This window comes from Saccharopolyspora sp. ASAGF58 (assembly GCF_012277335.1).
GTDB classification, from domain to species: domain Bacteria; phylum Actinomycetota; class Actinomycetes; order Mycobacteriales; family Pseudonocardiaceae; genus Saccharopolyspora; species Saccharopolyspora hattusasensis.
Genome location: NZ_CP040605.1, coordinates 1,116,662 through 1,134,940, shown reverse-complemented (window position 1 = coordinate 1,134,940; position 18,279 = coordinate 1,116,662). Strand labels below are relative to the sequence as shown.

General features: G+C 68.1%; 20 protein-coding genes and 1 pseudogene. 18 read left to right on the top strand and 3 right to left on the bottom strand.

Annotated elements, in window-relative coordinates; genetic code table 11:
- Window positions 1-104: 104 nt before the first annotated feature.
- The 6 genes from rlmN to FDZ84_RS38565 all read left to right on the top strand — a co-directional run bounded on the left by rlmN (window position 105) and on the right by FDZ84_RS38565 (window position 4,302).
- Window positions 105-1,217, top strand: coding sequence for a 23S rRNA (adenine(2503)-C(2))-methyltransferase RlmN (rlmN, locus tag FDZ84_RS05060; RefSeq protein WP_168584932.1), 1,113 nt, complete (start codon window positions 105-107; stop codon window positions 1,215-1,217).
- Between the two features lie 101 nt (window positions 1,218-1,318).
- Window positions 1,319-1,525 (top strand): hypothetical protein, encoded by a 207-nt coding sequence (locus FDZ84_RS38570; RefSeq protein ID WP_246868809.1) that lies wholly within the window; start codon window positions 1,319-1,321, stop codon window positions 1,523-1,525.
- Complete coding sequence (locus tag FDZ84_RS05055; RefSeq protein WP_371812784.1) at window positions 1,516-2,106, top strand: NAD(P)-dependent oxidoreductase; 591 nt, start codon at window positions 1,516-1,518, stop codon at window positions 2,104-2,106. Before FDZ84_RS38570 ends, FDZ84_RS05055 begins: the two co-directional genes overlap by 10 nt.
- Window positions 2,103-2,897: a methyltransferase domain-containing protein gene (locus tag FDZ84_RS05050; RefSeq protein ID WP_168584931.1), complete on the top strand. Its 795-nt coding sequence runs from the start codon at window positions 2,103-2,105 to the stop codon at window positions 2,895-2,897. Before FDZ84_RS05055 ends, FDZ84_RS05050 begins: the two co-directional genes overlap by 4 nt.
- Before the next feature lie 14 nt (window positions 2,898-2,911).
- Window positions 2,912-3,625, top strand: coding sequence for a class I SAM-dependent methyltransferase (locus FDZ84_RS05045; protein ID WP_246868807.1), 714 nt, complete (start codon window positions 2,912-2,914; stop codon window positions 3,623-3,625).
- On the top strand, window positions 3,580-4,302 hold the full coding sequence (locus FDZ84_RS38565) for a hypothetical protein (RefSeq protein WP_246868806.1): 723 nt from the start codon (window positions 3,580-3,582) through the stop codon (window positions 4,300-4,302). The genes FDZ84_RS05045 and FDZ84_RS38565 overlap by 46 nt, the downstream gene beginning before the upstream one ends.
- A gap of 59 nt (window positions 4,303-4,361) precedes the next feature.
- Here the strand turns inward: FDZ84_RS38565 and FDZ84_RS05035 are convergent, their stop codons facing one another.
- Window positions 4,362-5,543 (bottom strand): helix-turn-helix domain-containing protein, encoded by a 1,182-nt coding sequence (locus FDZ84_RS05035; protein ID WP_168584929.1) that lies wholly within the window; start codon window positions 5,541-5,543, stop codon window positions 4,362-4,364.
- A 322-nt stretch (window positions 5,544-5,865) separates the two neighbouring features.
- On the opposite strand from FDZ84_RS05035, the gene FDZ84_RS05030 reads away from it, so the two are divergent.
- The 10 genes and pseudogenes from FDZ84_RS05030 (at window position 5,866) to FDZ84_RS04985 (ending at window position 12,674) form a co-directional block, all read left to right on the top strand.
- Window positions 5,866-6,081 (top strand): hypothetical protein, encoded by a 216-nt coding sequence (locus tag FDZ84_RS05030; RefSeq protein WP_168584928.1) that lies wholly within the window; start codon window positions 5,866-5,868, stop codon window positions 6,079-6,081.
- Window positions 6,068-6,415 (top strand): hypothetical protein, encoded by a 348-nt coding sequence (locus tag FDZ84_RS05025; protein ID WP_168584927.1) that lies wholly within the window; start codon window positions 6,068-6,070, stop codon window positions 6,413-6,415. Before FDZ84_RS05030 ends, FDZ84_RS05025 begins: the two co-directional genes overlap by 14 nt.
- Window positions 6,416-6,612: 197 nt before the next feature.
- Window positions 6,613-6,954, top strand: coding sequence for a hypothetical protein (locus FDZ84_RS05020; protein WP_168584926.1), 342 nt, complete (start codon window positions 6,613-6,615; stop codon window positions 6,952-6,954).
- A gap of 459 nt (window positions 6,955-7,413) precedes the next feature.
- Window positions 7,414-7,563 carry a hypothetical protein gene (locus tag FDZ84_RS05015; protein ID WP_168584925.1) on the top strand — a complete coding sequence of 50 codons (150 nt, stop codon included), beginning with the start codon at window positions 7,414-7,416 and terminating at the stop codon, window positions 7,561-7,563.
- A 12-nt stretch (window positions 7,564-7,575) separates the two neighbouring features.
- The gene (locus FDZ84_RS05010; RefSeq protein ID WP_168584924.1) at window positions 7,576-7,827 is read left to right on the top strand and encodes a hypothetical protein; all 252 of its coding nucleotides are present in this window, start codon (window positions 7,576-7,578) and stop codon (window positions 7,825-7,827) included.
- A gap of 254 nt (window positions 7,828-8,081) precedes the next feature.
- Window positions 8,082-8,369, top strand: coding sequence for an RNase adapter RapZ (locus tag FDZ84_RS05005; protein ID WP_168584923.1), 288 nt, complete (start codon window positions 8,082-8,084; stop codon window positions 8,367-8,369).
- A gap of 242 nt (window positions 8,370-8,611) precedes the next feature.
- Window positions 8,612-8,782, top strand: a complete 171-nt coding sequence (locus FDZ84_RS05000) for an FxLD family lanthipeptide (RefSeq protein WP_168584922.1) — start codon at window positions 8,612-8,614, stop codon at window positions 8,780-8,782.
- Between the two features lie 59 nt (window positions 8,783-8,841).
- Entirely contained in the window at window positions 8,842-10,035 is a 1,194-nt protein-coding gene (locus FDZ84_RS04995; RefSeq protein WP_246868805.1) for a lantibiotic dehydratase, read from the top strand.
- Window positions 9,969-11,104: pseudogene (gene fxlM / locus FDZ84_RS40510) on the top strand (methyltransferase, FxLD system). The gene FDZ84_RS04995 and the pseudogene fxlM overlap by 67 nt, the downstream one beginning before the upstream one ends.
- Before the next feature lie 589 nt (window positions 11,105-11,693).
- Window positions 11,694-12,674: a PHB depolymerase family esterase gene (locus FDZ84_RS04985; RefSeq protein WP_371812783.1), complete on the top strand. Its 981-nt coding sequence runs from the start codon at window positions 11,694-11,696 to the stop codon at window positions 12,672-12,674.
- Window positions 12,675-12,887: 213 nt separating this feature from the next.
- On the opposite strand, the gene gabT is transcribed toward FDZ84_RS04985, so the two are convergent.
- Complete coding sequence (gene gabT / locus FDZ84_RS04980; RefSeq protein ID WP_168584920.1) at window positions 12,888-14,261, bottom strand: 4-aminobutyrate--2-oxoglutarate transaminase; 1,374 nt, start codon at window positions 14,259-14,261, stop codon at window positions 12,888-12,890.
- A 198-nt stretch (window positions 14,262-14,459) separates the two neighbouring features.
- On the opposite strand from gabT, the gene FDZ84_RS04975 reads away from it, so the two are divergent.
- The gene (locus tag FDZ84_RS04975) at window positions 14,460-15,920 is read left to right on the top strand and encodes a PucR family transcriptional regulator (protein ID WP_168584919.1); all 1,461 of its coding nucleotides are present in this window, start codon (window positions 14,460-14,462) and stop codon (window positions 15,918-15,920) included.
- Between the two features lie 287 nt (window positions 15,921-16,207).
- Window positions 16,208-17,641 (top strand): aldehyde dehydrogenase family protein, encoded by a 1,434-nt coding sequence (locus FDZ84_RS04970; protein ID WP_168584918.1) that lies wholly within the window; start codon window positions 16,208-16,210, stop codon window positions 17,639-17,641.
- 283 nt (window positions 17,642-17,924) lie between these two features.
- Here the strand turns inward: FDZ84_RS04970 and FDZ84_RS04965 are convergent, their stop codons facing one another.
- On the bottom strand, window positions 17,925-18,209 hold the full coding sequence (locus FDZ84_RS04965) for a DUF2631 domain-containing protein (RefSeq protein WP_168584917.1): 285 nt from the start codon (window positions 18,207-18,209) through the stop codon (window positions 17,925-17,927).
- Between the last annotated feature and the right edge of the window lie 70 nt (window positions 18,210-18,279).

Here is an 18,279-nt window from a genome sequence, read left to right as displayed (position 1 = left end):
TACGGGCGACCGCCAGCCGATGAACGAAGCGTGTGCCTCGCGTGTCCGCATGGCATCGCCCGGCCGCCAAGGTCGTTCCGCGCCGTGGGACACTGGTGGGCGCTATGTCTGCGACTTCCCTTCCGCTCGTCTTCGATGCCCCGCGCCGTGGCATGCCGCCGCGGCACCTCGCCGATCTCTCCGCCGACGAACGGCGCGCCGCGGTGACCGAGCTGGGGGAGAAGCCGTTCCGCGCCAAGCAGCTCGCGCACCACTACTTCGGCAGGCTCAACGCCGACGTCGAGTCGATGACCGACATCCCGGCGGCCAGCCGCGCGAAGCTCGCCGAGCACCTGCTGCCGCCGCTGCTGAACCCGGTCCGGCACCTGAACACCGATGACGGCACCACCCGCAAGACGCTCTGGCGCGCGCACGACGGCACGCTGCTGGAAAGCGTGCTGATGCGGTACCCGGACCGCGCGACCGTGTGCATTTCGAGCCAGGCCGGCTGCGGGATGGCGTGCCCGTTCTGCGCCACCGGGCAGGGCGGGCTGCAGCGCAACCTGTCGACCGCGGAGATCGTCGACCAGGTGCGTTCTGCCGCGGCGGCGATGCGCGACGGCGAGGTCCAGGGCGGGCCCGGTCGGCTGTCCAACGTCGTGTTCATGGGCATGGGTGAGCCGCTGGCCAACTACCGGCGGGTGATCAACGCGGTGCACCGGATCTGCGACCCGGCGCCGGAGGGACTGGGCCTCTCACAGCGGTCCGTCACCGTGTCCACGGTCGGGCTGGCGCCCGCCATCAAGAAGATGACCGCGGAGAACCTGCACGTCACGCTCGCGGTGTCGCTGCACACCCCGGACGACGAGCTGCGCGACACGCTGGTGCCGGTGAACAACCGCTGGAAGGTCGCGGAGGTGCTGGAGGCGGCCCGCGGCTACGCCGACCACACCGGGCGCCGGGTGTCGATCGAGTATGCGCTGATCCGCGACATCAACGACCAGCCGTGGCGCGCGGATCTCCTCGGCAAGCTGCTGCACCGCCACCTCGGGCCGTTCGCGCACGTCAACCTGATCCCGCTGAACCCGACGCCGGGCAGCAAGTGGGACGCCAGCCCGAAGCCGGTGGAGCGGGAGTTCGTCCGCCGGGTTCGTGAAGCGGGTGTCCCGTGCACGGTCCGGGACACCCGAGGCCAGGAGATCGCGGCGGCCTGCGGCCAACTCGCCGCCGAAGGCTGATTCTTCCGGGGTGAAGGGCACCTTTCACTCCAAACGGTCTCGTCACGTTTCGCTGCTGGTCAGGGCCGGTGTGGATGATCTTGTCGCGTAGCAACCCTGCCATGCTCTCCGCACTCATGGACAGCAAGATCTCGGCCTACAGCTACGAGTTCCTTGCCGAGCACGGTCGGTTCCCGCTGGCCGCCCCGGGCGGGCAGATCGCCGGGATCCAAGCCGCTCTACGCGGCGCGCAGGCGCTCCAGGAATTCAGCGGGCGCGGTGTCCTTCTCGCCGAGGTCGCAGGCGCCGTCCGGCCACGGTGGTCGTGATCGGCTCCGGCAACGTCGGCTCGGCCGCCGCACGCACCGCCGCCGCTTTAGGTGCCAGGGTGACCGTGCTGACTCGGTGCGAAGGATCGGCGGATGAATACCGGCCGCACGCCCCCACCGGGGTACGGGTAGCGGTCAACACCGCACGGATTCGCCGGGAACTGATCTCCCAGGCTGATCTGGTCATCGGCGCAATCCTGGTGTCCACTTTCGACACCCCGTCGATGATCAGCGAAGCGGACCTGCAGGACATGAAACCCGGCTCGGTCATCGTTGACGCCACCTGTGGTTACGGCGACGGCTACCTGCCGACCGCCGGAGGGGTGCAGGAGCCCGGTGAACCACCGCGCGTGGTCCACGGGGTGCTGCACATCAAACTCGACGCGCTCCCCGCGCTGGTGCCGGTGACCGCGACCCAGGCGTACACGACCAACGCTCTGCCCTACCTGGTACGTCTGGCCCGGGTCGTCCTTTTCGGTGACGCCGACCCCGCGGTGGCGACGGCGCGAATCGCCCACGACGGGGAGCTGGTGCACCCGGTCTGCCGCGAACACGCCGCGTACTTCGGAGTCGCCTCGTGACCACTACCGGCACCGGCACCGGCACCGAGGCCGTCATCGAGTCCTACCAGCGGCGAGCCGCGTTCGCCCGCGCCGAGACAGCGCACCTCGCACGCCCACGGCTGTTGCGCGGCTTGCTCCCAGCGGTCGATCATGTCGCGGAAATCCCATGTGGCGCTGGTCATTTCCTTGCCGACTACGCCCGGTCAGCACTGGCGGTGACCCTCGTGGATGCCAGTGCCGCGATGCTCGCCGCCGCCACGGAAAACGCCGTGCACAGTGGCCTATCTGATGAGAAAACACGCCGCCACCTGGCTTATGTCCAGCAGCCACCGGATCTGACCAGCGTGGGCCTGATCGTCGTCCCGAACGCCGCGCTCAACCAACTTGCGTGCCAAACCGCTCTTGTCGAGCTGCTCATGGTGTTACGGGCCGCTGTCGCGCCCTGGGCGGTGGTGCTGGCGCAGGTGGCCTGTGTCCACCCTGGCGGCGGAGTCGACACGGCGGGCTTCTACGACCCCGCCCGTCAGCACGGCGTGTGGTTCGCCGACCGGTGGTTTCACCCCGAGCAGGCCGGCGGGGCGGTGCTACGGCGCCGACGCCAGCACCGCCACGGCGAACGGCTGCAGATCCAGTTCGACTACCGCAGCCCGGCAGGGTCCAGCCTGCACGCCACGGCCATCGAGTTGGCGCTGTTCAACGCCGCCGACCTCCGCGATGCGTTTACCACTGCGGGATTCGGTCGTGTGCGATTCCTGCCCGGCCAGGACGGGATGTCCGAGGTTCTGGCTGCGGCCGGGGCTAAGCCGTGAACAGCGAAGGAACCGTGGCGGGAGCACAGGAGTACTGGCGGCGCTACTACGCCGAGCAGTTCCGCTTCGGCCTCGGCACCGAGGACATCCTCGCGGCATTGATGCAGATCCCGCCCGTGACGACATGGGCTGATCTCGGGTGCGGATCCGAATCGATGCTATGGGCCACCGCCCTGCGCGCCCAGCGCCTCGTCGCGGTCGACATCGACACACAGCGCCTGGAGATCCTCCGGCAGTTCGTTACCACCGCCCAGCCACGAGGTATCCACGTCACCGCACTGGAATTATGCGGACGCACCGACCCAGATGCCTTCGAAGCACGCTGCCGATCCCTGACCGCGCTCATCCAAGCCGACTTTCTCTCGAGCCTGCCACCGACGGACCCGAGGCTCATCGGACAGTCATTCAACCTGGTCACCCAGTTCGGCTTGCTCGGTTTGTGCCGCGACGCCAACCACTTCACAACCAGCTTCGCCCACATTCACCGCCTGCTGGCACCCGGCGGGTGGGTAGGTGGAGCGAACTGGGTCGCCCGCCACGCCCCGAGCCGAGTCGAGCTGACCAGGCAGCTCTACACCACCGCCGCTACCCGCGCTGGAGTGCACCTGCTGCTGCTCAAACGGATCCGGATCCCCGATCCCGATTTCACCGCCGTGTGGATCTACATCGGAAGGAAGACACCATGCCCGCGATCAGCACTACGAACCAGCCGACACCAAACGAACTGATTTTTGCTCCGGTGGGGATCGCGCACCTCACCCGTGACAACACCGACCTGCTGCGTTCTGCCGCCCGCGGGCGGCAGCGGCTACGGGTCACCACCGCGGCCCAGCTCAACGGCACACCTCACCTGGGCACCGTAGTCACAGTGCTCACCGTCTTCGCCCTCACCGCCCACGCCGCCGAGCAACTGAACCTTCCGGCCACCGTCATCTTCGACGCCTTGGAAAACGCCCCCGGCGAAACGGTGGAGATCGACGGCGAGACCTACACCCGTACCGTCGGCGATCTCATCGACTCCGGCCACCTCGACCGCGTCGAGCGCGTCTCCGGCTTCCAACGGCTGCTGGACTGGGCCGCGGCACGCTCCCACATCCGGTATGAGTTCCGGCCGTACTCGGTCTACCAAGGACTGAGGCCCGTGGGTCGCCCGGACCCGCCAGCGGTGACGGGTCGGGCTGCTTGTCAGATGGTGTGGACACGTGCACCAGGATCTCCGATCCCGCCCTCGGTCAGGAACCCCGCACTCACACGAGGTGTCTCACATCAGTCTGGCAAAGAGGGGATGACCCGCTGCCCTGACAGCACTCCTACGCTCCCCCTATGGCGATCATTCCGTAAGGGACCAAGAATCCCCGGTCTGGCCAAGTTGGACAGACCGGGGATTTTCTTTGTGCGCCAATGATGTGAGCTGTGCTTGCTGACCGTCACACCCGTTGCAGCGGGCACGTGTGGACAAGATGCCTACGCAGGGGTTCCAAGCCAACTGGTAAACGCGGTCAGGCTGTCGGTCCTCCGCCGCTCGGCCTCAGCGATCATGCGTACCGTCTCGCGCACCTGCGGGTGCCGTCGCGTCTGCTGGGGTGCCACCTTCCGCGCCATGTTCAGCGCTTGCAGCGATCGTGCCGGATCACCCGACAGCAGCCACGCCCGCGCCACGTCCTGCCAGTGGTGGGCAAGCCGCGGACTGGAGACGTCGGCCGGGAGCCGGGTCGACGAGCCGAGGCGTGCGGCCTGCTCTGGGTCGCCCGCCTCCAGCGCCACTGCGACCTCGTGGATGGTCACGTTCCCCGGTCCGAACTTTGTACCGTAGTGTGGCGACTCGTGCCCAACCCGCGCGCCGAGTTCGCGCGCCTCCCGAAGATGGGCCCGGGCGGTCGGCCGATCCCCGCCGCGCGCCGCGACGATCGCGGTGCATAGATGCGCCGAGCCTCGCGCCGCCAGGATCGGCTCGCTGTCCGGCAGCTCCGCCAGGCGTTCAGCGGACCGAGCGGCACGGCCGGAGTCGAACGTGCCGTAGTACATGAGCACCCGTGCCCGCTTCTGTGTGGCCTTTGCTGCGTACACCGGGTCGTCGGCGTGCTGGGCCACCGCGTCCAGTCGGTCCAGGCATGGCACCGAGAGAGTCAGTGCCCCGAACCGGCGACTCAACTGCTCGGCCTGAGCCCACCCGGCGGACAGCAGAGTGTAGGCCCGCCCCCTGTCGTGGACCGAGTTCGCCGCGTGCGCCGCGCCGTAGACCTGCCGTAGGAACGTTGGGATCGCCGCGAGCGACTTCGCGCCCTTGTCGTCCCAGTACCACTTCGAGATCTGCGCCAGGTCGGCTTCGAGTTCGCTCAGCGGTGCTGGTGGCGCGACGATCACTTCCGTCCCCTCGGCGATCAGCGCCCGCAGCTCGGGAAGTCCCTCCAGCGGCTTCTCGTTGTCGAAGTGGTACGGCTGCCCGGTCAGAAGCTCCGGCTCGATGCTCAACGCCTTGGCCGCCGAGGCGATAAACCGGGGGCTTGCTGGCTTCTTGCCCTGCTCAACGGCCTGCACCATCGCCTCGGAGTAATTCGCTTTCTCGGCGAGTTGGAACTGGGTCAGGCCAGCGAGCTTGCGCGCGGTGGCGATGCGCTGGCCGATGTCGGGGGTGGTCGCGCTCATGTTGTTCCCCTTCCACGGGGCTGATCTACATCAGGCCATCCCGAGTGTACGAGTACCAGTTCAGTACCAGTCACACCGTGTGATTGATCCATAACCTTGCGCTCAAGGGAAGCGCCGGAACTGACCAGTTAGGGGCGGATCTGAGCTTCCACGACCGCTCGGCTGGTGGTTCCGGTCGGACCTCACAGGGTGCCGAGGCGCAGCCGCCGGCCGAGCAGCCTCCCCGCGTCGTCTTCTGGTCCGTCGCGGCGCGGGAAGGTCCAAACCTCGGCCGGGGTGCCGTGCCCCGTCTGGCATCCCGGCCGTTTCCAGGGAGGAAAGCATGACAACGCTAACGACAGTGCCGTGTCGTGATCGAGCCTCGCGAGACTGCGACGTCGTGGTCAGTCACGCCTCAACGGCGGTGTGGCTGCGGGTCGGCCCAGAGGAGCGGTTGCTCGACGAGACCCAGGCGCAAAAGCTGTACCTCGCGCTCGGCGTGCACATCGCCGCCGTTCAAACCGCTCGTCACAAGGCGGGGCCGCGTGAGCATGCCTGAAAAGGCAAGCAGCACTCAAAGCGCGGTATGGCTCCGTGCGGGTGCCCAGGTCATCGGCTGGCCGCTGGTGCTGCTGGGAATCCTGGGCTGGGTCGAGGCCAGCAGGTTCGTTGGCGGTGCTTTGGACCGAATGAATCGCGGCGGCGCCGAACGGTTTGCGTTGGCGCTCACCGCAGCCGCCCTCGCGGTATACGGCATCACCGCCTCGGTCGGCGGATGCGTCATAGCCGCAGGGCTGCGGGGTCTGCTGAGAATTCTCGTCGCGTGGGCGTCCGGTGCTTTGCTTCTTTTTCATTTATGCGTGCTCTATTTCGCGCTCACGATGCGATTTTGAGCACTGCCCAGTGACCTTCCCCGCCCCTAGCACGGCAAAGCCGTCGGCCGGTGACGACGGCTTTGGGGGCGGGCACATGGGGCGGGCGGCGCAGCGTCGAGCACAACGGAGCTGGCGAGACTCCCAGGCTCCGCGCGCCGCCTGCCGCCCCTCAATCAGACCGAGGTAAGGCCGATGGCCCGAAACGAGGTGGGAACGTGATCGCGGCGTGGATCGCGGCTGGGCTGCTCTGTGTCGGCGCGTTGGCGCTGTCGGCGACGTTCTACTACGCGCCAGCACGGCACGCTGGTGGCGGTGAAGGTGCGCTGACGGTGGCGCACCTGGTTGCGCGGGTCGAGGCAGAGACCAGCGGCGGTCGGCACTGCTTGCGGGAGCCGCGGACGGTGCAGCTGCGCGGGGACTTGGCCGATGCGCTCGCTGTCGAGGAAACCCGGTTTCTGCCGGTGGTCGAGTCCGGTCTACCGGTCGGCGATCGCGAGGCGTTGGCCCGCCACCCCGGGATGCTTCGGCGGCTTCTTGACGCCCTGCAACGCCTGTAGACCCGGCTCGGTGTCGTGACCCCCGACCGGCACCGAGCCGTCCCCGTCCGGGATGGTGCGCCGCCCCTCGGTGCATCACCCCGGCGGGTTCCAACCCTCCGCCTCAACGACGCTGCGGGTCCAGTGACCACTGTGGACATCGAAAGGAGGCGACTGATGCCGGACAACCCCGAGCCCGAAACCGACGACCAGGAAGACAGCGGCGAGGACATGACGCCCTACTACGACTCGAACTGCGTGGCGCACTGGCCAGGGGTCGGGCCGCAACTGTAACCCGCTGGCAGGGCAGGTCGAGTGACGTTCCAACTGCCCGGCCAGCTCCCAGGGCCCCGGCGCGCGTCAGCCACCCGGCCGACTCACCTTTGGTGGCTGGTGAGGTTCGACGCGCGGCAGACGCGCCGCAACCGGACTCCGCGCGCCGGGGCACCGTCGGTCCGCACCACAACAGAAAGAAAACCGATGCCAGGAATGGAAGAGGTCCGTGCAAGAATTGCGCAGGCCAACAAGAAAATGCAGGAGGGCACCGCCCGTCAGCACACGAACCTGGTGTTCGACGAGGCGCAGCAGGCGCTGGTTTCCACTACCGAGAGCTACGCGGGCCGGATGTAGCACGTGTCGGCCGTGGGAGACATCCAGGCAGGTATCACCACCGCCGATCAACTGGCGCAGGACACCCAGCAAGCCCTGGCACAGGCCGCTGACCACCTTTCGGAAGCGCTGCACTCGCTGATCCAGACGACGCAGGGCAGCCAAAACGACGAAATCGGGTATGTGGCAACCACATACGAGGACATCATCGAGCAAATAAAGCGGCTTCACGGAAACATTTGGCCATGCCGCGAAAAATTGGATACGTACAAGAATATGCTGTAGGGGAACTGTGCGCGTCAAAACACTCGCTATTCTCATCACTGGGGTCTTACTTGCGATTCCGGTCGTGGAAGCACGAATGCGGTACGGAAGCATTGACCAGGCCGTTTACTACATGATGGCCGATTTCAACGGCTGGGTCTCCGGGGTCTGGCGGGTGATCGGATGACTGTGTTGCAGGTGCTCACGTGGGGCTTCAACCGCACGCCGGTCCCGCCGGCGAACCTCGCGGTTGATGTGCGGTGGATTCCCAATCCGTGCATCGTCCGGAACTGCACGACTTGTCCGGGCTGGACAAGCCGGTGCAGGACTGGGTGTTTGCGCAGGAGAATGTGCGGAGTTGGTTTGAAGACCTGCTCAATGTCCTCGGTCCGATGGTCACCGCCGCTGAGAAACAAGGCAATCCGTTGGTCACCGTCGCGCTAGGGTGCCAAGGAGGCCACGACCGCAGTGTGGCAATAGCGCTCGGGCTGGCTGAAGCGTTCGAGCTAGCCGGAACCCGCAGCCTAATCCGGCACCTGTCCTTCGTGCGAGGACCACGGTGATTTTCTCAGTCGCTGGCAAGATACTGATCCAAACGCTGATCGCGAGTTTTTGAGCTTCCAGTCGGCGCTTTCACGCGCCAACGTGCCTAGCGCTCCGGGAACCTGAGCCGATCGAGTGGCCCTCCAACGAGCAGGAGGACGAACTCACGGCATGAACCCCAGAGACCACCGGGCAAACCCGTACCATGCCCGGCGGAAACCAGTGAGACCAATTGTTGAATAGGAAGGAGGTAAAGCGAGCGATGACTGCCATTCTCGGCCCCCAGCAGGCTATTGGCGACACCTCGGAGGACGTCTTCGACCTTGATCTTCAGGTCGAGACGGAGCAGGTGCGACCGCAGGAAGCAGCGTGCCAGACCGACGACGGTTGTGGGCACACCTGCGAGATATCGGCTTGTCTCTCCCAGAGGTGACTCAGACCTGGGGCCGGGTACGAACCCGGCCCCAGGCTATATCCGTCGGAGGTGCGGGCATGCCTGCCCGAGAGGACTACCAACACCACGGGACCGGGCTGCTGAGGGCGGCAGCTGGGATTGCAGAACCCCACTGGTGGCCCAATCCGGCTGACGAGCAAGAGTGTCGGGAATGGCTGAGACAGACGTGGACTCTGCCTGGATTGGCTCCTGCAATCCGGCATGCGAGCCCCGTTCTTGCCGCTCAGACCGAGTCCATCCTTGCCGAAGAGAGCGTTTCGGCACGGAACGTTCAACGGGCGGCTCTGGCGGTGGTCCGCTACGCACTGCGATTCACAGGTCGGTCGACGCCGTTCGGGATGTTCGCCGGGGTCAGCACTGCCTCGGTGGGAGCAACGACGAAGGCGCAGTGGGGAGCGAGCCACAGGCCGGTAGCGCACGCGGATAACCGATGGCTGCACCAGGTGATCGAACGCCTCGAAGGCTGCGTGGAGCTGTTAGGACGACTCGATGTCATCTTCAACAGCTCGACTGAGTTGCGCGGCGCGCGGCTGGAGCTGCCTGGCCAAGACAAGATCAGCGTCCGCAAATCCGGCGCGGTGTTGAAGGTCCGGGACGCGGCCACTTCGCCGATCCGGTTCGATGTCCTGGCCGACAGACTTGTCCGCTCCTTTCCAGGTGCAGGAGATCCGCGTGGGATGCTCATCTCGTTGGTGCGGAACGGGTTTCTGCTTACCGCGTTGCGCGCTCCGTCCACGATCACAGACCCATTCGGGTACATCCTGGGCAAGCTGCGGGAGGTGAATGCCGAAACGTCCCCGGTTGCGCCGTTGGTCCGTGAGCTTGAGGAGATTCGTGGAGAGATCAGGGCGCACAACGACGCACCAACCGAGGAAGCACGCGAGCGCATCGTGGCCAGGATGCGGAACATCGCGGATTCGGTGCGTGTACCCCTGGCCATTGATCTTCGACTTGACGCCCACGTCGAAATCCCGGCACAGGTGGCAAAGGAAATGGAACGTGCGATTTGCTGGATTCCAGGGCCAGCTGGACCGCTTCTTCGCGGAACTCTGGCGAGTACTTGCTCGGTGGTGCCACTAGATCTTCCCTCGATTCCCTTGCAGGGTAACCCTATTGGGTCCCTGTCCGGGATCTTCGAGGCCCCTCAGAGCGCGTCCTGCGCGAAGTGCCGCGCCATGAGTTCGTCCCCGAAGCCGACATCGAGGACGCCTACCACCCCTGGAAAGCAGTGATCACACACCGCTTCGAGGACGGGACGTCGTTGTCCTGCGCATCCGCTCCGTTCGTCGTCGCGATGATGCTGGATCAGCTCGATGTCCGACCGGGTGACCGCGTGCTGGAGATCGGAGCAGGCACCGGCTACAACGCCGCGCTCCTGTCGGAGTTGACCGGCGCTGCCGAGAACGTGACGACGATTGACGTCGATGCGGACGTGACCGACCAGGCGTCGCGTGGATTGGAAGCCGCCGGATACGGCGGTGTCCGTGTCGTCACAGGGGATGGGGCGGCCGGTGTACCCGAGCACGCGCGCTATGACCGGCTCATCGCCACCGTGAGTCCGTGGGATATCCCAGAATCTTGGTGGATCAGCTCGCCCCAGGTGGGCGCATGGTGGTGCCGTTGCGGTGGCGCGGGCAGGCTCGCAGCGTTGCCTTCAGCTATCAGGACGGATGCCTCGTCTCGGACTCCGTGGAACTGTGCGGGTTCGTCTACCTTGTCGGCGATGACGAGGGGGAGCGAACCGCTCCCATCACGGAGGACAAGGCAGTCAGCTTGCATTGGGATCGTGATCAGTCTGTGGACCCAGAAGTGCTCCACGGGGTGCTCGACCAGCCACGAACGACAGCCTGGTCCGCGGTCACGATCGCTGGGGATGAGCCGCATGACGGAATCTGGCTGCGGCTCACCGTGACCGACGCACGTACGTGCCGAATCAACGCTCTCCCCGAGGTCTCACCCGAACGGTGCGACCCGATCGCCGCGCTGCGGTCCCCGGCACTGGTCGACGGTGAATCGCTGGCATACCTCACAACCCGACGCCAGAACACCGATCAAGGGACGCGTTGGGAACTGGGCGCGATCGGACACGGCCCAGCTGCCGCAGAGCTGGTTGAGCACCTGTGCGACGAGATCCGAGCCTGGTCCTCAGCGCGAGACCAGCGCCCTGTGGTGATCGCCTATCCAGTCGACACACCCGATGGCGACCTCATCGCTCCTGCCATCGACAAGACGCACAGCAGGCTCGTCCTGACATATGACCAGAATGCGGCGGATTCATGTCGAGTCTGGCCGCCATCGTGATCTTCCGCGCCTGATCGACCAGTGTCGGCGTCCGCGTCGAAACCCTCCGCAGCTGAACCCCGGCGCGCCCGCTTGCGCCGGGGGTTCTCGCTAATCAGGCGTCCATGTTCGTGATCTGGGCAAAGCCCTCACCAGCATAAATAGATTACCGATCAACCACCGGCCAAGTACTAGACTAAGCAGGGTCTAAAGACCCGCTGTGACCAGAACAAAAAGCGTCTGCGCAGCGTATGGCGGTGGGCTTTGAAGTGAAGGGCGCCTCTCCCCGCCCGTTTGAAACGCGCCGCAGCCGGGGCTGCCGGCGGGGGCGGGTCCGCTGCGCGGCTTCGTAGTTCGCGCGGGCTTGCTCGACCTTGCCCAGAATTCCCTCGAAGTCCCCCTCGGCATCCTGGGCGAGCCCGAAAGCCGCTGAGCAGCAGGTGAGTCCGGACGTCGAGCGGGTCTTCGCTCGCTGCCCGCATCTTCACCGAGTGGGCGGTGCGCAACGCCGCGCCCTTCGCGTGACGTGTGAACGCAATGTACGCAATGCTGACCGGCGGGCTTCGGAGGTCCATGATCCTTGCACCCGAGTTGATCGAGGTGGGAGGCAATGGTGCCTGGCCGCGCGAAGCGGGTGTTCGCCCGCCACTCGTCCCGTTTGATCCGAAGTGGACGGTTACTGGTCGCGGTCGGCGTGGCCATGACGCTGGGTGGCTTGCCCGCGCAGGCCGAACCGGCTCGCGTGACCGACCACCCCGTGCCGTCCACCGGCTGTGGTAAGGCGTCCGCGGTGGCGCCCGGCTACTCGCAGACCCGGACGATCGTCTCCGGTGGTATCACCCGCAGCTACCTGGTGCACGTGCCGGAGAACTACCGGCAGGCCACGCCGATCTCACTGGTGCTGTCCTTCCACGGCCACAAGCGGACCTCGGCGTACCAGGCGGAACTCTCCGAGTTCTCGGCCACCGACGCCATCGCGGTCTACCCGCAGGGGCTCGTCGGCACTGACGGCGAAACCGCTTGGCAGGGCGCGCCGTACTCGGCGGATGCCGACGACGTGCTGTTCACCGGCGATCTGCTCGACGAGTTGCAGCGGGACTTCTGCGTCGATCCCAAGCGGATCTACGCCGCCGGGAAGTCCAACGGCGGTGGCTTCACCGGTGTGCTCGCCTGCCGGATGAGCGGCCGCATCGCCGCGTTCGCGCCGGTGTCCGGCGCCTTCTACCCGCAGGGCGGCGCGTGCGAGCCGGAGCGCGCGGCGCCGATCCTGGACTTCCACGGGAACGCGGACGCGACGATCCCGTACCCCGGGAACCCGGACAAGGGCCTGCCGCCGATCCCCGAATGGCTGGCGGGCTGGGCCGACCGCAACGACTGCCACGACGGGCCGATCGTCCGAGACGAGGGCAACGGCGTGCAGGTCAGCCGGTGGGCCGGGTGCGGCCGCGGCGGCGACGTGGTGCATTACAAGATCGAGGAGCTTGGGCACGACTGGCCGAGCATGCATCCTAATCCGGACTCCGACGAGCCGGCGGTCATCGACGCGACGCCGATCATCATGCAGTTCTTCGCCCGGCACCAGCTGCGCTGAAAGACCCGGGCCGGGGCCGGATGAACCAGCCCCGACCCGTGCACGGCCCGGTGCGCGCCGCCCAACCCCCCCGAACGGCGCGCACCGGGCCGAGCTCCCCATGCGGTCGTGAGCGGTTGTGCTGGCTCCTGCCGGCTCCTGCCGGGACATTCGTCGGCTGGCGTTCCCGCTTCCGTCGCGTGGCCTGCGTGGAAGATGGGCCGCGGGCGGCTGTTACCCGGCAGACCGCCCCGGCCCGGCCGATCGCCGCGTGTGCTCGCGGATGGCTTCTTCCAGGACCGCCAGGCCTTCTTCGAGGAGGGCGTGGTCGATGACCAGCGGCGGCAGCAGCCGGATCACGTTGCCGTAGGTGCCGCAGGTGAGAATCACGACGCCCTGGGCGTGGCAGGCCTTCGCGATCTTCGCGGTCACCTCGGGGTCCGGATCGATGGTGCCCGGTTTGACGAACTCGATGCCGATCATGGCGCCCCGGCCGCGCACGTCGAGAATCGCGTCGGTGGTCTCGGCGAGCTCACGCAGGCGGGGAAACACCAGGTCGCCGATGTCACGCGCGGCCGTGGCCAGGTCCCGTTCGCGCATCGCGCGGATCGCGCCGAGCGCGGCCGCGCACGCGACCGGGTTGCCGCCGTAGGTGCCGCCCAGGCTGCTCGGCGGCATCGCGTCCATCAGCTCCGCGCGGCCCGTCACCGCGGCCAGCGGCAGGCCGCCGGCCATGCCCTTCGCCGTGGTGATCAGGTCGGGGACCACGTTCTCGTGGTCGCAGGCGAACCACGCGCCGGTGCGGCAGAAGCCGGTCTGGATTTCGTCGGCGATGAACAGCACGCCGTTGTCGGTGCACCACCGCGAGATCGCGGGCAGGAATCCGGCCGCTGGCTCGATGAATCCGCCTTCTCCCTGGATCGGTTCGATCAGCACGGCCGCGACGGAGTCGGCGCCGAGCTGCTTCTCGATCCGGTCGATCGCCTCCCGCGCCACCTGCTCGCCGGTGCGCGAATCCCGCGCCGGGTACGACATCGGTACCCGGTAGATCTCCGGCGCGAACGGGCCGAAACCGTGCTTGTACGGCACGGACTTCGCGGTCAGCGCCATGGTCAGGTTGGTGCGCCCGTGGTAGGCGTGGTCGAACACCACGATCGCCTGCCGCCCGGTGGCCCGCCGCGCGATCTTGACGGCGTTCTCCACCGCTTCCGAGCCCGAGTTGAACAGCGCGCTGCGCTTCTCGTGGTCGCCCGGGGTGAGCGCCGCGAGTTCCTCGCAGACCTGCAGGTAGTTCTCGTACGGCGTCACCATGAAGCAGGTGTGGGTGAACTCTCCGACCTGGCGGCGCACGGGCTCGGCGACCTCCGGCGCGGCGTTGCCGACGTTCGTGACGGCGATGCCCGAACCGAGGTCGATCAGCGAGTTTCCGTCGACGTCGTGCAGCACGCCGCCGGCCGCCTCGGCGATGAAGACCGGCAGCACGCTGGCCACTCCGGTCGACACCACCGCGGTTCGGCGCCGCTGGAGTTCGCGGGAGTTCGGGCCGGGGATTTCGGTGCGCAGCACGCGCGCCTGCGGCAGTGCCGCCTGGGCCGGGGAAACCGTCACGGTGGGGACCTCCTGAGAACCGTTTCGAAAGTGGCCTGCGTGAGATTGAGCCCCGCATCGCAAGCGGTTATCTCCGCTTGGAGCAGGCTCCGGTCGCATTCGTCCTGCGACCAGAGTCACCCCGGCACCCCGAACCGAACAGGGGACGATCTGGTTAACTCGGATTTCAGGATTCGACACAATGTCAGGAGGTGGCCGGTGCCGTTGACGGTGCGCGACCTGGTCGCCGCTGCCGAGCTGGGGCTTGCCGCGCGGGCCGGTGCACGGGAGCTCGACCGCCCGATCGCGTGGGTGCACACCAGCGAGCTGGCGGATCCGGCACCGTTCCTGGAGGGCGGCGAACTGCTGCTGACGACCGGTCTGGCGCTGCGCCCGGAGGACTGCGCGGGGTTGGTCGAGCGGCTCACCGCGGTCGGCGTCGCGGGGCTGGGTTTCGGTGTCGGGCTCAGCCACCGGGAGATCCCTGCCGAGCTCGTGAAAGCTGCGGAATCCGCCGGGCTGCCGCTGCTCGAAGTGCCCCGCCCGACGCCGTTCATCGCGATCAGTAAGGCCGTTTCGCGCGCCGTCGCGGCCGACGAGTACGCGAGCCTGCGCCGCACCAGCCGCGCCCAGCACGAACTCGCGCAGGCGGCCGGCACCACCAACGGCGTGGCCGCCCTGGTCCGCAAGCTCGCGACGCTCTTGGACGCGTGGGTGCTGCTGCTCGACGCCGGCGGCCGGCTCCTGCACAGCGCCCCGGCGGCGGCCGGTTCCCGGCTGCCGCAGCTGGAGCCGGAAGTGGCGAAGGTGCGCGCGAAGCGCGGCCTGGCCGCCGCCGGGTTCTCGCTCGGCGATCAGGAAGTGAGCATGCAGGCGCTGGGCGGCCGGGCGCGCGGCTTCCTGGCCGTCGGCCGCGGCGGGCCGTTCGCCACCACCGACCACCACGTGATCAACTCGGCCGCCTCGCTGCTGACCTTGGCGCTGGAACAGGTCGAGGCCCTCGCCACTGCCCGCCGTCGGCTGCGTGCCGGGTTCCTGGACCTGATGCTCCGCGGCGAGCCGGTGCAGGACGTGCTCCCCGATCTGCACGCCGAGCTGCCGCCCGAGCCGTTCCGGGTGGTGGCGCTGGCCGGTGCCCGCGACCGCGACGAGCTGCTGACCCGGCTGGCGGCGGTCCAGCCGAGCGCCCCCGCCTACCTGGCCGAACACGGAGACTCCGTGGTGGGGCTCGTCGATGGCGGCGCGCTCGATTGGCTCACCGGTCAGCCTGGCGTGGCCGTCGGCGTGTCCGAGCCGTGCGAGGTAGCCGGGCTCGCCGAAGGCCTCCGCCAGGCGCAGCAGGCGGCGCGTGCGGCGAAGCGCAGCGGCACCGCGGTGCGCTTCGGAGACCTCGCCGGATACGGCCTGCTGAACCTGGTGCCCGGCACCGATGCGCAGGCGTTTGCCGAGGCCCTGCTCGCCCCGCTGCGCGGGCACGACACGCTGATCGAGTCGTTGCAGACCTGGTTGGCGCACCACGGGCAGTGGGATCCGGCGGCCAACCGGCTGGGCGTGCACCGGCACACCCTGCGAAACCGGGTGCGCAAGGTGGAGGAGCTGCTCGGGCGCGGCCTGGACCAGCCCGGCGTGCGCGCCGAGCTTTGGCTGGCGCTGCAGGTCCTGGACCGGCCCGGCGAGTGACGGGGCCACCTCCCGGGCGGCGCCCGGGCCGGTGCTGGTCCACGACGAACGCCGGGGCAGCGACCTGCTGCCGTCCCGCCCAAGGCTCGTGAGTGCTGAGTCCGGTTCTTGCCGGAACGAGCACTCACGAGTCCCTTCGTGGTTTCCGCCGACGCTGCGCTAGCCGAGCGGGGTGGGATGACGGTTTGGACATGGTCGTGGGCGGCGGTGGACGGATTGGCAGTGCCGGTGGCTCGGGGCGCGGCCGTAGCGTCGCGGCGAGGACGAAAATCGACAGGAGGCAGCCGATGTCATCGGTCACCGGGTACTGGGTCGCTGGCGAGCGGGTCACCAGCGACGCGACCTTCGAGGTGCGTCATCCCTACGACGACGTGGCGGTCGCCACCACGTGCTACGCCACCGACGCCGATGTGGAGCGGGCCGTCGCCGCCGCGCACGCGGTCCGCCGCGAGTTCGCCGAACTGCCCGCGCACGCGCGCGCGGCGGCGCTGGACCACGTGAGCCGCCGCCTCACCGAGCGGGCCGAGGAGATCGCGCAGCTGATCACCGCCGAGAACGGCAAGCCGATCACCTGGGCGCGAGGCGAGGTCGCCCGCGCCGTCTCCACCTTCCGCTGGGGCGCGGAAGAAGCCCGCCGCTTCTCCGGCGAGCTGCAGCGGCTCGACACCGATGCGGGCGCGACGGGCCGGATGGCGCTGATCCGCCGGATCCCGCGCGGCCCGGTGCTCGGCATCTCGCCGTTCAACTTCCCGCTCAACCTGGTGGCACACAAGGTCGCCCCGGCGCTCGCCGTCGGCACCCCGATCGTGCTCAAGCCCGCACCGAAGACCCCGCTGTCCGCGCTGCTGCTCGGCGAGATCCTGGCCGAGACCGAACTGCCCGCCGGGTCCTGGTCGGTGGTGACGACCACCAACGAGAAGGCCGCCGAGCTCGTCGCGGACCCGCGGCTGCCGGTGGTGTCGTTCACCGGTTCCGGGCCGGTCGGCTGGGGCATCCGCGACTCGGCCCCGCGCAAGCACGTCACCCTCGAACTCGGCGGCAACGCCGCGGTGATCGTCAACTCGGACTGGGCGGACCTCGACTATGCCGCCGAGCGCATCGCCACCTTCGCGGTGTACCAGGGCGGCCAGTCCTGCATTTCGGTGCAGCGCGTCTACGCCCACCGCGACATCGTCGACGACCTGACCGCCCGCGTGGTCAAGGCCGTCGAGGCGCAGGGCACCGGGGACCCGAAGGACCCGGCTACCAAGGTCGGGCCGCTGATCGACCTGGCGGCCGCGGAGCGGGTCGAGCAGTGGGTCGGCGAAGCCGTCGCGGCGGGCGCCCGGGTGCTCACCGGCGGCACCCGCGAGGGCACGACCTACGCGCCGACGGTGCTGGCCGACGCGCCGGAGGACGCGAAGGTCTCCTGCGAGGAGGTCTTCGGGCCGGTGCTGGTCATCGCGCCGGTCGACTCGGTGGACGAGGCGTTCGAGAAGGTCAACGCCTCCCGCTACGGCCTGCAGGCCGGGGTGTTCACCCGCGACCTGCAGCTGGCCTTCCGCGCGTCGTCGGAGCTGGAAGTCGGCGGCGTGATCATCGGCGACGTGCCGAGCTTCCGCGCCGACCAGATGCCCTACGGCGGGGTGAAGGAGTCGGGCGTCGGCCGGGAAGGCGTGCGGGCCGCGATGACGGATCTCACCGAGGAGCACGTCACAGTCCTCACCGGCATCAACCCGTGAACCGCTGCTTCCAGGCTCCTTCTGCGCGGCGGTGCGGGTAGCGGAACCTCGGACGCCTGCTCGCTGCGGGTTCCTCGACGCAGGTGCGGACCCAACACGTGCGTCGGGGAAACCCAACGGGGTGGGCGCCGTCCCGCGGCGGTGCCGGTCGCGCGGGTGGGCTGAGCGGCTGCGCCGCTTCAGAACACCAGGAAACCTGATCGGGCTGGGTCGAGAACCAGCGCAGTAATGAAAGAACGCCGCCCCGGTCACCGGGGCGGCGTTCTTTCATGCTTTCGGCGCGTCAGCGGCGCCAGGCGGTCCGCTTCTTGCGCAGATCGATCAGCAGGCCGATGACCAGGACCGCCGCGATGAAGACCAGGTAGCCGTCCTCGGTCTTGAAGTGCTCGCCACCGCTGAAGATGCCCTGGTGGTTGCCGATCAGCATGGCCAGGCACGCGACGACCGAAAACCAGCCCATGAACTGGGTGCCCTTCGGGAAACCGCCGTGCCAGCCCCACTCGACCGACGGTTCCTCGGCCGGGTCGATGGCCTGGCTGGGCTTCTTCTCCAGCTCGGTGCTCGCCACGTTCCCCTCCTGTGCCACGCCGGCCGCGAGGCCGGAAGACATTGCTAGGTGCGCAGACCGCCGTCCGGCG